Raw genomic sequence first — 14,665 nt, 5'->3', positions numbered from 1 at the left:
ACCTATTAAAATGTGAGATTTAAACCAAATGTATAAACCGCAGGTATTGGATATGGATTAGAATCTATACCGAATGCAGTAGCGCTACCACCTATTTCAGGCGAATACCCGGTATTATTCTTCCAAGTCTTAGGGTTCTGTGCATTTATATATACTCTAAGAGACCTCATGCTTAGTTTCTTCAACAATTCGGAGCTGAATGTATATCCAAATTGTATGTTTCTGATACGGAAGAAACTACCATCTTCGAGAAAATATTCCGACGGATAATCTTTTCCGTTGATAGCGCGGGATCTGTTCAAAACAGGTTCCCAGTTTGATGTTCCTTCTCCGTGCCACCTATTCATACGGCCTTCGAGATAATTGAATTGGGACCATTCATAAATATTCCATGTACGGTATATTTCATTGCCCGCCACGCCCATCATATCAACAGACAGATCGAAGTTCTTATATCCAAGATTAAAGGAAATGCCGTATGTGAAATCCGGGGTAGGATTACCTATCATTGTTCTGTCTGCAGTCGTAATCTCTCCATCACCTGTCACATCTTTGAATTTAAGGTCTCCGGGTCTTACTGTCACTAACTTGTTTACAGGGGAGTTTGCAATATCGTCGGCCGACTGATATACACCTTCCACCTTATACCCGTAGAAATATCCGATCGGGTATCCGGCCTCTGTATACGACATCATCGGAAGTCCGGAAGTACCATCTGTAATCCTGTATCCTTCCTGAACGAGGGATATGACTTTATTCTTGATTGTTGTCAGATTGGCGTTAACCCCGTATCTCCAGTCCGAACCAATCTTGTCGTTCCATGACAGGGATAATTCCACCCCTTTATTTTCTATTTCTCCTAAATTACCAAGCCCCGGCGTAGTTCCTGCGATACCCGGTACTTCGGCCAACAGGTCTTTTGTGTTCTTTTTATAATAAACTCCTTCAAAGTTCAATTTGTTTTTCAGGAAATAAGCTTCCAGTCCGGCTTCCCAAGCTTCAACTTTTTCCCATTTCAGGTTAGGATTAGGAAGATACTGTTTGCTATATCCCGGGATAATATTATCACCGAATACGGCAGATGTGGTATTGGTCAATATAGGTTCAGCCGGATAAACCCTGCTCATATTCTGGTTCCCTAATGTACCCCATGAACCTTTCAGCTTCAGGTAATCAAAAATACCGTTATCCTTCATAAAGTCCTCTTCACTGATGATCCAACCGCCACCGAAAGAGTAGAAATTCTGCCACTGGTTACCGGTGTAGAAGAAAGCGGATGAACCATCGCGGCGGAACGACCCGTTGAACAAATATTTGTTGTTATAGTTATACAACGCCCTTAGAAGGAATGACACTGTAGAACGCTCCCATTGGGTACTTCCCGTAGTAGATGCATCCGGGTCGCCAATACTTACGAACCATTTGTCCGGGTCGTTAGCAATCGGAAGCCCGTTTCCTTCGGCACGCTTGGCGGTAAGGCTTGACAGGCTGTTGTAATAAGTCGTGAAACCCGCTGTTGCTGTGATATTATGCTTATCGAAGGTGTTCGTATAAGTCAAAAGGTAATCGGCCTGAACCTTTGTTTCATTCTGTTTTTGCTGTTCTACGGCTGTTTTTCCATCACCCATTACAACTGCCTGCTGGGTATCCACATCAAACAATGTCCTTTTTGGTGTATACAGCCTGCTGTCATAAGACCCGAAATCCAAAGAGTACATTATCCGGAAGTTGAAATTCTTTAAAAAAGTAAGGTCTCCGTACACGTTTCCGGAAGCCCTGTAATCAATAACTTTGTTCACTCCTTTTTGTAATTCCACAAAGCTCATAGGATTCGACACCTCATTTTTCTGGAAAGCAGGAAGCGTATTGAACAAGCCTTCTTGTTCATTGTATGGTGCTGCAATAGGTGCTGCATACAAAGCCCTCTTCACCCCATCAGTGTATAAGCCGATTGCCGTATTGAGAGGGGTCGCACGGGCTCCGTTAAACTGGAATCCGACTTTCAGATTTTTTGTGATATTATAATCGCTACTCAAATTGATCGTAACCTTATTATATTCCTCGTGCTTCAGGTTACCTTCTTCCGATGTATAACCTACACCCATATAGAATTTATTCTTTTCGGTAGAAGATGTTATGCTGATATTGTTGTTCGTAATGAAACCTGTCTGGAATATTTCATCCTGCCAGTCAGTATCGGCAGTCCATCTTGTATAATCAAATGCTGCTGCGCCCTGATTTGCCAATTGCTCCGAATAAAGTTCTTTAAACTGAGTTGCATCTGCCATCTTAATCTTGTCCACTACTGACTTGAAACCAAAAGATGTATTGATATTAACCAGGGTCTGTCCTTCCTTAGCTTTCTTGGTTGTAACGATGATAACCCCATTGGCACCACGTACACCGAATATAGCAAGAGATGAAGGGTCTTTAAGTATTTCCATCGATTCAATATCGGCAGAATTCAGGAAACTGATATTATCATTGAACAACCCATCTACAATATAAAGAGGTTTGTAACCGTTGATCGAATTCGTACCACGAATCCGGATTTCAGGATCTTGTCCCGCAATACCTGTATTCACCACCTGAACACCAGCCACTTTACCCTGCAAACTAGCCAATGGATTGGCAGATGGTCTGTTTGCGATCTCATCAGCCTTGATACTCACGATAGAACCTGTCAGGTCGCGTTTCTTAGCTGTACCATAACCGATTACTACAGTTTCGGAGAGCAGTTGGGCATCATCTTCCAGTGTCATATTTATTGTAGACTGAGAACTTACTGTAACCAATTGCGTTTTCATCCCTACATAAGAGAATTCCAAGACATCTCCAGATTTGGCCGTCAGGGAATATGTACCGTCAACATCTGTAACAGTACCAGAGGTGGTTCCCTGTATCTTAATACTTACGCCAATCAGAGGTTCGCCGGCGACATCCGCCACCTTACCGGTAATAGTCTTTGTCTGAGCATAAATACTTACAGTACTCACCAGTAAAAGGCAAGCAAGGAACATAAAACTCCTCATAAAGAAGGAGCCGGTTCCTAATGTAATAAATGTTCTTTTAGGTTTACTTTTCATAGTTTTACTTTTTATTTAAACACACATTATCAAACAAAAATCTACTATGAACGACTGAAAAGAAATGGTAATTATTCTTAAAATATTTTTTAGGCTTTAATTTTGGTTGAGAAAAGAGATATTAGATTACCATATCGTATCTATGCCGTGATATTAGATTTTATGTCAAATGTAGATAATCTGACAAAAGTGTTTCGAAAAGTTAATACACCGTAATTACACACCTCCACGTTTTAACAGTACCACAACCTCACTATTACCTCTCAAAATAAAATAATAGATTAATAAACAATGAATTAATACGATCAATCTATTTCAAGAAAAAACTCATTCAAGTTCTGGGAAGGTTGGATATTTAATTTTTTTCGCAGCCTGTAACGGCTGTTTTCTACGGCTCTTATCGAAAGATTCATCAACGAAGCTATTTCTTTTGTCTCCAAATTTAGCTTGAGACAGGCACAAAGCCGGAGGTCATTGTTCGTCAATTGAGGATATAAGGTCTTCATTTTTTTAAAGAATCCGGTATGTTTCTCTTCAAATTTTATAAGGAACATTTTCCAGTCATCTTCAGAGTTCATGTTATTATTGAGGAGAGAATTTATCCTGTGATATAAAGGCAATAACGCATTTATCTTGTTCTTTGAATAGAAATCATCCACTATATCTTTTATTCGCAGAATCAGTTCATTTTTTTGTATGATAAATGAGGTCTGAGTAAGCAATTCTGCGCTTTTCTGTTCCACTTCCTGCTGTAATTCTCCTGCTAATACCCGCAAACGCCTTGTTTCACGCTGCCTGATTTTCTGCAAATGAAGGTTGCGGTAGCGGCGAAGGATCAGCAACCATGTAGTATATAATATTCCGACTATTATCAGTATATAAAGCATATATGCCCAGATAGTCTGATACCAGGGAGACAGTATTTCGAATTCATAGGAAACCGAATCTGAAAAATTACCCAGACTATCTATTGTCCGTATCATAAACCTATATTTTCCCTGGGGAAGCCGGGCATAAGAAACGCTATTGACTTTTTGAGGCACAGACCAGTCCTTATCCACATTTTCCAGCATATACTGAAATGATAAGTTTGAGGCAAACGCATTATTGGATGAAAAGGTAAATGTTACAGTATTGAAACTATAAGATACTTCTGTACTTTTTGTTATATCCTTATATTCTATATGGCCGTCAATATTTACAGTCCGCATAGATTCAAAATACGGAGCTAACAATTCTTTATAAAGGCTATTTTTGCTTTTCGTCGTTTTATTGTATAGCAGAAACCCATTATCGAGACAGATGAGGCTCGTGGTTTCATTTAGTATGGAAACATTCTCATATGCATTAACAAGAGACAAGTTCATTCCCAAATTATAATTCTCTGTTATAGCTATTTCATAACCATCGTAGAAAAACTTATATATAGCAGCCTCTGTCAATGCCCAAAACTGATTTTCTCTTATCGGAATTATCTGCCTTATATTATGCACGGTACTGAAACATTCATTCAGCAAAGAACTGGACACAATCTTGTTTTCAATATCATCATATGTATAAAACCGATTGTCCCCCAGTAAAACTATACGCCCTCCAACCTTAAATATTTTCAGTTTATAAGGTAATCCGTCCTTATTATTACCTCCATAATATGAAAAAGACCGGAAACCCGAAAAATCATCTTCCAGCTTACAACGATATACTCCCCTATTGAAATGTTCGAGCCATATGTTTCCTAAATGATCAAACTCAGCATTTATGATTGGTTCGGATATCTGGCCGGGAGTATAAACCCGGCCTGTTTTCTTATCTACTATCCTTATCGAACTATATGTGGAAAGCACCAATAAATCATGATCCCTTACCTTAGCTTCAGACAAGTTATATATACCCGTACCTATAGCAAATGCGTCGGTAACCGACAGGTTTTTATGAATTTCCTTCAACCCTTTGTTATGGCAACAATATAGAACGCCATCAACAACCTTGAGTGCCCAGACCTGACCCTGTGTCCCATCTATCAGTTTCATATCGGAGAGAGCGTTCGGCTTATTCAATCCCTCTTTCTCTATGTAAAACACACCCTGATTGGTACCAATAAAGAGCTTATTATCCCAAAGCACGGCACAATACACAGCTCCGGTATTTCCTCCGGGATCTGTATAACAACTCATATTCTCAATGTATTGAATATATGCTATTCCACGATCCAGTGCAGCCCAGATATTACCCAGATTATCTTCATACAAAGAAAGCACCGTATTATTCTGGAGTGTATTTTCGGAAGATATATGGTCTATAATCCGCCCATCAATGTCAACCTCGTAGATCCCATCCAGAATAGTACCCAGATAATACGATCCTTTCGAAGACAATACCCCGCAACTCAGTTCCTTTAAATTCATTATACCCGAAAGCTGCGGATTCCACTCTCTAAAGCTCTTCCCGTCATAGATATAAATACCTTTGGATGTAGTGCCTATCAGGTATTGATCTTTCTTGTAAGGCAGAATAACACGGACGTCCGTACCTTCAAAAAACTCGCTCCCCTCTATTTTCTCCAGCCTATCCCCCTTCAGGCGGAAAAGCGAACCCAGCATTTGTTGTACAAGAAATTCATCCCGTACTTTTGAAAGGAACAGGAAGCCTTTCTCGGACGGTATTCGCTTTACCGTATTATAGTCATAAACATATATAGAGCTAAACGACTGGAAATAGACACAATCGCTCGCAATCCAGATTTTCCAGAAATCATCATTTTTGAAGAGCGCCTTATCCAGGCTATCACTTAAGGAAGTGTAAACAAGCTTCCCCGAAATATCTCTATCCCAGCGGCCAAATTCTTCGTAGCTCCCTGTGAATACGGTTTTGTGCGACATTACTGCAACAGACCTGGCGATCAATGAATTCGGTATCCGGTTAAGATTCCATTCTATACCATCAAATTCGAGCAATCCTATATCATTCCCGAAATACATAGTACCTCTTTCATCCTGTCCTATCGACCAGTTTTTGTTATCAGCCTGATATTTTTCCCTGTACAAGTTTATAATATGCGGCTTATTGGAAAAAGCAGAGATGGTAGTTAGCAGCAGTATGATTAAGATAATATATCCGGATAATCGCTTCATAAGGTCCACAGTTTTAAGAAGGGTTCTATTTTGACATTCAAAAATAGCATAATTTTATTAAAATAACATCTCTAAGTCCACTTGGTTCACCGGATGTAAACGGAGCAAAGGCATCCGCTATTGCCAACGGATGCCTTTCATGCATATAAATTGTAAAAAAACTATCGTTCCCATTGCTGCAACTCACTCACAGCTAGCTGATAATCCCTTTCCGTTTCATAATACTTATCTGTCGTTTCATAATATACCGAAAGTTCCAACAGATAGTTTATGAGAGACAACTGGCCTTTATCCAAAGCCTTTTTCAACAAATCGCGATTGTTCGTAACCTTCAGTGTCTCCTGATATTCATTCAGTAATACAGAAAGCTTAGAGGCTTTATCATATTGATTCTTTAATACATTCTGAAATTGCAGTTTGGTATCAGCGTGCTGCATCTGCAAAGCTACAGTCTGCGCTTTACGGTGCTTTACGGTATTCTTTCCTTCCCATAAAGGGATGGAGACACCAACTGTAAAACCCTGCAATGTAGTACCGAGAATACGTTCGCTTGTGTAGCCGGCTGTAATTTTCGGCAGATTCAGTGCGCGGGTCAGTTGCTCCTGTTTTTTACTCAACTCAATTTCTTGTTCGGCCAGACGCAACGAGGGATTGTTTTCTTTTACCCTTTCGAACCATTCTGTAAAATCAAGCGGAAAAAGGTAGTCCGGATAATCACCGAACGAATATGGGACCGGCTCCCCACCATTCAACCGTTGTAGTTCGGCTTTCAGCGTATTTATTTCAACCATGTTTATCTGATACAACTTTTCTGTATTGAGTAAATCCAGTTTGGTTTTATTCCTCTCCAGAACATCTATATCTCCCTGGTTGAAACGTTTCTGGTAAGCATCAGACAATTCCCTGGCAGACTCCAGACGCTGGGCCAGTTGTTCATTCAACTTTGTCCGGTAGGTAAGTTCCACACACAAAGCGCGTGCCTGCTGCATAATCTCCCTGTGTTGTTGGTCATAGGTCAGATCGACCTGCTTATTCTTACCTGCTGCTAACTGAGATTTGTAGCGGTAAGCAGTAGGAAAATCGAAAGATTGCGTTACATTCAGATCCGTACGGTTGCCTTCTCCGGCAGGACTCCCCCAGAGATAACCGAATTCAACTTCAGGATTAGCCATATTTATGCCGGTCCTGTTACCGATCTTATCGGCATTGGCTTGTTCCCGGTACGCCTTCAGTGTTGTATTGTTCGCTTCTATGCTTCCCAACACCTTACTGAATGTATCCTGTGCCTCAACACGAACAACAGACAGCAGCGATAATAAAAGTATATATATTACTGTTCTCATAATTTGATTCTTTTTTGTCAAACAACCTCTTGTTTTACCTCTTTACGGTTTTTCAGCATCCTGTAGATAATAGGTACGACATACATATTCAATAAAGTGGACGTCAGCAACCCTCCGAGTATAACTTTTGCCATAGGGCTTTGTATCTCATTCCCCGGAAGATCTCCCTGAATAGCCAATGGAATAAGGGCTAACCCCGAACACAAAGCAGTCATCAAAATAGGATTCAGACGATCAAGAGATCCTTGCAGAATACTCTTATTCACAGAATATCCATGATTACCCAAATCATTGTAATGCGCCATCAGCAAAATGCCATTCCGTGTCGCAATCCCGAATAATGCTATAAATCCGATAATGGCAGGGATACTTATTTCTCCCGAAGTAAACAAAATAGCATATACTCCCCCGATAAGGGCCAACGGAAGATTTAGAAGTATTACTGCCGATTGAGTGATATTCCGGAACTGATTGAACAACAATAGAAATATAATCATAATAGCAAAAACAGACACAATAAGCAATATTCTCGATGCGGCCTGTTCACTTTCGAACTGTCCTCCATACTCGATGTGATAACCCTCCGGCAACGTAATATCCCCGTCGACCTTTTCCCTGATATCATTAACTACACTGCGCAAATCGCGATCGGCGACATTGGCGGAAACAACAATTTTACGCTGTGCATTTTCACGGTTTACGGTGTTGGGACCTGTGGATGAAGTTACCACCGCAACATATTCAAAAGGTATTTTCTTATCGCCGGCATCTATCATCAGATTCCGTATTTTGTCCGCCTGATCTTTATAATCGTCCGATGCTTTCAATGTGAGGTCAAAGCTTTTACCATCCCTGTAAACTTGCGATACAACTTCCCCGGACAACATGACTGTTACAAAATCGGAGAATTGCGGCAATGTAATTCCGTATTTTGCCAGCATCTCACGCTTTGGAGTTATCTTCAATTGCGGACGCTCTACCTGTTGTTCTACATTCAGGTCGGCAACACCCTCGATACTTTCTATCGAAGATTTGATTTCATTACCTAACGAATACAACTTATTCAGGTCCGTACCAAACAATTTAATCGCAATATTGGCTTTTGTACCCGAAAGCATATGATCTATACGGTGCGATATAGGTTGCCCGATTTCGACACTGATACCGGGAATAGCGTTCAGCTTTTCGCGAAGCTCGGCTATCATCTCATCCTGTGAGCGGTCTTTGAGTATAAACGGGGCTTCTATCTCCGATGTATTTACGCCGAATGAATGTTCGTCAAGCTCTGCCCGGCCTGTCTTACGGCCTACTGTCTGTATCTCGGGTACACTAAGGATGGCCTGCTCGGCCATAGTTCCTATTTTATCCGATTCTTCCAGCGATATACCCGGTAAGGTATTTATCGTAACAGTAAATGAACCTTCATTGAACGGAGGTAAAAAGTTACGTCCGAATGTAAAGAATATGATAATAGCGGACACTAACAATACTCCTGTCACTCCCAGTACAATTTTCTGTTTTTCTAATGCCCAATGCAGGCTTTTTTCATAAACAGCTTTTAATTTAACCACAAAGACAGGTTCTTTCTCCTCCTTATTCTTCTTGTTCTTACCCAACAGATAACTACATAATACGGGAGTCACTGTCAGAGCGACAACGGTCGAGGCAAACAATGCTACAATAAAGGCAATACCCAGTGGCACAAGCATACGCCCTTCCATCCCACTAAGGAAAAACAACGGGATAAAACTGGTGACAATAATCAGTGTAGAATTAAGTATCGGCATACGTACTTCCTTCGAGGCCTCGAAAACGACAGTCAGCACGGAGTGTTGTTCTTCTTTCGGCCTTTGCCTGTTTTCACGCAAGCGTTTGAATACATTTTCCACATCAATAATAGCATCATCTACCAGAGAACCGATTGCGATAGCCATCCCTCCCAGGCTCATCGTATTAATTGTCAGTCCCATTAGTTTCAGAGCAAGGATCGAGGTGAGCAACGACAAAGGCAGAGCCATCAAGGAGATAAATGTAGTACGCCCGTTCATCAGGAATATAAACAGGATAATAACGACAAATATCGCTCCTTCATACAGCGATTTCTGTACATTATTTATCGAGTTGTTTATAAATCGTTCCTGACGAAATATATCTGTGGATATTTTTATATCGGAAGGAATATTCTTCTGTAATCCGGCAAGAGAAACATCCAGTTTATCAGACAGTTCTATTGTATTGGTATTCGGTTGTTTGGTGACAGTTATCAGTATGGCAGGTTTTGTCTTCTCCGAAGCTATTCCCAGTCTCGGAGTTTTTGCTCCTATCTTTATTTCGGCTACATCGCTGATAAGGATAGGACTTTCGCCTACCTTTTTTACAACGGCCTTACCCAATTCCGATATATCAGCGCTTTGGAGTACACCTCTTACAATATATTCATTCCCATATTCGTACAAGATGCCTCCGGACGCATTCTGATTCATATTGCGTGTTACCTGCAATACTTCATCAAGAGTCACACCATAGTGCTTCATACGCCCCGGATCGATGAGTATCTGATATTCTTCTATATCGCCGCCTATTACCGTAACCTGAGCCACACCACCGGTAGATAGAAGCCGTGGACGGATTGTCCAGTCAGCGATAGTCCGCAAGTCGAGCAATGAAGTAGAATCGGAAGTAAGACCGATAATCATTACTTCCCCGAGGATTGAAGACTGAGGTCCCAAAGTAGGTTGGCCTATATTTTCGGGCAGGGCATCACCCAATGCGGCGAGTTTTTCGGTAACAATCTGACGGGCCTTATATATATCGGTACCCCAATCAAACTCGACCCAGACCACTGAAAACCCGGTAGTAGAGGACGACCGCACACGACGTACATCCGTAGCTCCGTTTACAGCCGTTTCTATAGGAAAAGAAACCAGGCGTTCCACTTCTTCGGGAGCCATTCCGTTTGCTTCGGTCATTATCACTACGGTAGGCGCATTCAGATCGGGAAATACATCTATTTCCATATTCTTTGCGGTATAGAACCCGCCTATAAGCAGGAGCACCGCGCCAATCAACACCACAAGACGGTTGTTGAGTGAGAATTGTATTATTTTATTCAGCATAAATAAGTTACAAGTTGACGAGTTACAAGTTACAAGCAATAAGATGGTCTACTGCATGTATTTTTCTGTATCTACTGGTTAATTTGTCCATCATGTGCATATTTGCTAATTTTCACATTGGCATATTGACACATTAATAATTTAGTGTTCATGAGCATGAGGAATAGCCGCTGAAGCCGATGCCAGTTTAATATGATATGCACCTTTACTTACAACCTTATCTCCCGTCTTTAATCCCGAAAGTATTTCTACAAGACTCCCGTCATTTGTTCCTATCCTGACTTCCTGTTTTTTGTAGGCATCGGGATGAGTCTGCAAATAGACGAAATAAACGCCTTGTTCCTCTGTAAGAGCAGAAGCGGGAATCGCCAGGACATTTTCCCTCGGCTGTCCCAACAGATAAACTTCCACATAAGAGCCGGAAACAACCTGCCCTATATTGTCAAACTCAAAGTTAGCTGGTAGATAATACTCCTGACTGTTTGTTGAACGGCCGTATGAGACAATGCGGCCGTTCAGATCTGAAAGACGGTAAACCGTATTGTCATACGAAGTTTTGAAGTTAGCGGATGTAATGCTTCCCAAATCTTTATAATAGCGCTCCGACACATCGGCCCGAAGTTGCAACTTCCTGTTCTGTGTCACAGTCATTAATGGCTGGCCCACATCCACATATTGACCTTCGGATACCAGTTTACTTTTTACAAACCCGCTGATAGGAGCAGAAATACTGATGCCTCTTGCTGTGGAACGCTGACCTATGGCCTGATATGATACTTTTGCATTCTCATAATTCAGCTTTATCTCGTTGTATTCTTTTTGTGAAATCAGTTTATCCCCGATCAGGGATTCTGCGCGTTGGTACTCGCGTTGAGCTATATCATACGCTGTTTTCGCTTTTACGGAAGGGTCTCCATCTACAAGGTTTTTCGAGGAGATGCTGACCAGAGACTCGCCTCCTTTTACAGTTGCACCCTCATTCAGCGATGCTTTATTAAAAGATACGATACCGCTCGAAGTAGCGGAAACAGTTACTTCATCGCCTTGTGCCGATAATATCTGCCCGCCGGTCTTTATCACCTGATGAAACTTGTCAGGCTTTACGTTAAACACTTCCAAACCAGCCTGCCTGGCCTGTTCGGGTGTAAATAATATTTCATCACCATGAGCCTGTTCTTCTTTTCCATGATCGTGATCGCATTCTTCACCCCCGGCATGGTTGTGCTCAGCCTCTTGTTCATGGTCATGATTGCACTCCTCACCTTCTGCATGATTATGCCCCTCTTGCGATTCGGATGTATGATTGTGTCCCGCGTGATCGTCTGTTTTAGGTTTGGAATTACAACTCCATAATATCGCCAACAGACAGGCGAAATAAATTATATATTTTTTCATTATTCTTATTTTTTAGATTTTCTGACATAACAAAGAGTGAGGTTTTTTACTTCCTCTTCTCAATGACATAGATAAAGTTTCTATAAAATATTAACCTAAAAAATAAGATACGGGAGGAGCGCGCAGACTTTTTACTGAGCCTACGAAAGGAGGAATATAGTTTTCTAAATACGGTTTCTGTTGTAACCTCTGTCCAAATTCGGGAGCTTCCAGATAAAGCTCACTCAGAGGATTTATTGTAAACAATAAGGACAAGCAATTAGCGCAGGGAAGTATATCGTCATGAAGATCATTATTCTGTCGAAGAACGATTTCTTTCAGATCGCAGTCTTCTGAAGATGAATGATGGTGATGCTTGTCATGCTCGCAACAGCAGTCTCCTAAGTCGTCATGTTGACCCGAACAATGATGTTGATGAACGATTTCCTCCAGAGAGAAGCAAACGGCACCATCATGATGGGAATGAGGTAAAACAGAATGCGCCAATAAGAATATATTGGCAAGCATCAATAACGTCAGAGTAAGCAGTCGTTTTACCTTTTTCATATATGCAAAGATATGATTTTTTCTTAAAAAAACCTGATATCCTCTTCATCAATCGGAAAATAGCATTGGGTTATGATCCTTTATGTAAGATTCTATTTTCTGGGCAGTAGCATCCTTTAGTAATATGCGCTTATCCTTGTCTAAAAGATAAAGCGTAGGAATTGCTTTCAGATCGTAGACTTTCTTGTTCAACACCGTTTGATTCTTGTCATAACCGTTTATCCATGACGCAGGAATATCCTTCTGGTGATTTTGCCAGATACTTAAGTCTGCATCAGGATAAAAAGTCAATACTTTAAGCCCGCCTGACTCGTGTATCTTATTTATAACGGGGGATTGTTTCAAATAAACTATATTTTCGGCACAGGTATGACAATCGGGATTGTAGAACATCAGCAAAGTATATCCCGCATCTAATCTGTGAAGTGTACCCGTTTTTCCGGAACTCAGGGTATAGGTGATATCGGCGGCTATCTGCCCGGGCCTGTTTTTTTCCATCATTTCCAGCTTAAATCTGATTTTCTCCTTTTCTACATCACCTGTTACAGAATCAGTCAGTATATATTTAGCCACGGGAATATAATACTCTTCATTACGCATAAAGGAATTAGGATCATACAGATACTTCTCGAAGTTATTTGTGAAGAAAAAATACATCTCCGGTGTTTTCTGATGCTCTGCCTTCTTCAATAAAGCGGCTATAGATTGTTCGGCAATATTCTTATCTGCTACAGGCAAAATCTGTACATAATTAGCAAGAGCCTGCTCGGTTATATCAGGCAGATGGATATATGTTGTATCTGAAAAATCGAAATTATCCCAGTAATGGGTAATCAAAAAATTGGCTCTGTCCACAGGCGCGGTAAGTTCTTCCGGTACCTCCGGCAATTCCACAGCCGTTCTCTCCTCAACTTCCGTTTCCTGTGCAGATGCATTATTCTGCAATGGTTTGCTATTACTACAAGAATAAAAACCAAGTACGGCTATAACGGCTATTAGTATAAAGTATTTCATATCCTATATCAATTAAATATCTGCAAAGATAGCATTTTAACATTTTATATTAAAACAAAGAAGAGCAGTAATAGTTTGATTCTCTTCGTTTTTTGTATTATGTCAGATATCATCAAAATAACAGGGGCTAAAGACAAAATCCGGGGATATAACGGGTATTAAATAAAGAGAGCTATATTTATATAACCGAATTTGAAACAGTTTCTTAACCGTCTCCGGGCAATCTCCAGATAAATAATCCCTATCTTTGGTTTATAAATATGACCTAATAAAAAACAATATGAAAAAAATCCTAGTGCTATTATTGTCTGTGATAATACTTACTCCCTCCTGTAGCAACGAATCGGAAACTGAGATCTCACCATCGGGAGAAAGCAATAATGGGCAAAAGACAGAGACTTATGTATTTAGCGGTATCAAGTATTCCTTCCGGGAAGGCGACGGCGTAGAGGAATCTTTATATACAGCCCCTTCTATAGTATTTACCAATAAGACTGCTTCTGAAATAACTGTTTCTTCCGTAAATCCGGTTTGTGAAGACCTGAAGCAGAAATCCCAATTTATGCCTGAGAACAAGCCTGAACAGAATATAGAGATAAACGATTCTATAACAATCGGAATACCGTATAGCGTAGATTCTGACACGTTTGAGAAAGAGAAATGGTTCACTGTCAGCGGCAATACCGAATGGAAATATTCGGAGTTGCCGGAGGAATCTGCAGATACAACTAAGATTGCAGATAAACTGACCGTCCCGTCATTCAAAAGCCTGAAAGTGGACAGGACTTTCAAGAAACGCGTAGTACGGACATCATACATAGCCACATTCGTAGGTAAAGAGACAGGCAAAGTGGTTGAAGTCTACGGAAAATGGGAAGGAGTTGGATATTCCACATTCTCAGTAGAACTTAATGAATTGGAGATTGAATAAAGCGGCACGTATTGATAAACCAGATAAAAAAGAGTACCGTATTGGCAGGAGTGGTCGGAAGAAATTCCGATCACTTTTTGTTTTCTACGTTTTGAAGAAAATA

The 14,665-nt window shown here is 40.7% G+C and carries 8 protein-coding genes; 1 reads left to right on the top strand and 7 read right to left on the bottom strand.

Going from position 1 to position 14,665, the window contains the following annotated elements:
* Positions 1-5 precede the first annotated feature (5 nt).
* From ACFO6W_RS04740 to ACFO6W_RS04710, 7 genes are all read right to left on the bottom strand, one after another.
* Positions 6-3,086 carry a SusC/RagA family TonB-linked outer membrane protein gene (locus tag ACFO6W_RS04740; RefSeq protein WP_379994221.1) on the bottom strand — a complete coding sequence of 1,027 codons (3,081 nt, stop codon included), beginning with the start codon at positions 3,084-3,086 and terminating at the stop codon, positions 6-8.
* A 305-nt stretch (positions 3,087-3,391) separates the two neighbouring features.
* Positions 3,392-6,217 (bottom strand): triple tyrosine motif-containing protein, encoded by a 2,826-nt coding sequence (locus tag ACFO6W_RS04735; RefSeq protein WP_379994220.1) that lies wholly within the window; start codon positions 6,215-6,217, stop codon positions 3,392-3,394.
* A 161-nt stretch (positions 6,218-6,378) separates the two neighbouring features.
* A complete protein-coding gene (locus tag ACFO6W_RS04730) occupies positions 6,379-7,560 on the bottom strand; it encodes a TolC family protein (protein WP_379994219.1) in 1,182 nt (393 codons plus the stop codon).
* Positions 7,561-7,577: 17 nt separating this feature from the next.
* Positions 7,578-10,676, bottom strand: coding sequence for an efflux RND transporter permease subunit (locus ACFO6W_RS04725; protein WP_379994218.1), 3,099 nt, complete (start codon positions 10,674-10,676; stop codon positions 7,578-7,580).
* Positions 10,677-10,817: 141 nt separating this feature from the next.
* Positions 10,818-12,071, bottom strand: coding sequence for an efflux RND transporter periplasmic adaptor subunit (locus ACFO6W_RS04720; RefSeq protein WP_379994217.1), 1,254 nt, complete (start codon positions 12,069-12,071; stop codon positions 10,818-10,820).
* Positions 12,072-12,161: 90 nt separating this feature from the next.
* On the bottom strand, positions 12,162-12,617 hold the full coding sequence (locus ACFO6W_RS04715) for a DUF6769 family protein (RefSeq protein WP_379994216.1): 456 nt from the start codon (positions 12,615-12,617) through the stop codon (positions 12,162-12,164).
* A gap of 48 nt (positions 12,618-12,665) precedes the next feature.
* Positions 12,666-13,631 carry a DUF5106 domain-containing protein gene (locus tag ACFO6W_RS04710; RefSeq protein WP_379994215.1) on the bottom strand — a complete coding sequence of 322 codons (966 nt, stop codon included), beginning with the start codon at positions 13,629-13,631 and terminating at the stop codon, positions 12,666-12,668.
* 280 nt (positions 13,632-13,911) lie between these two features.
* Here ACFO6W_RS04710 and ACFO6W_RS04705 point away from each other — a divergent pair, with 280 nt between their 5' ends.
* Complete coding sequence (locus ACFO6W_RS04705) at positions 13,912-14,562, top strand: hypothetical protein (RefSeq protein ID WP_379994214.1); 651 nt, start codon at positions 13,912-13,914, stop codon at positions 14,560-14,562.
* The last annotated feature ends 103 nt before the right edge of the window (positions 14,563-14,665 follow it).

It is taken from the genome of Dysgonomonas termitidis (assembly GCF_042654545.1).
GTDB lineage: Bacteria > Bacteroidota > Bacteroidia > Bacteroidales > Dysgonomonadaceae > Dysgonomonas > Dysgonomonas termitidis.
Note: the sequence above shows the minus strand (reverse complement) of the source record. Positions and strands in the feature narration are given on the sequence as shown.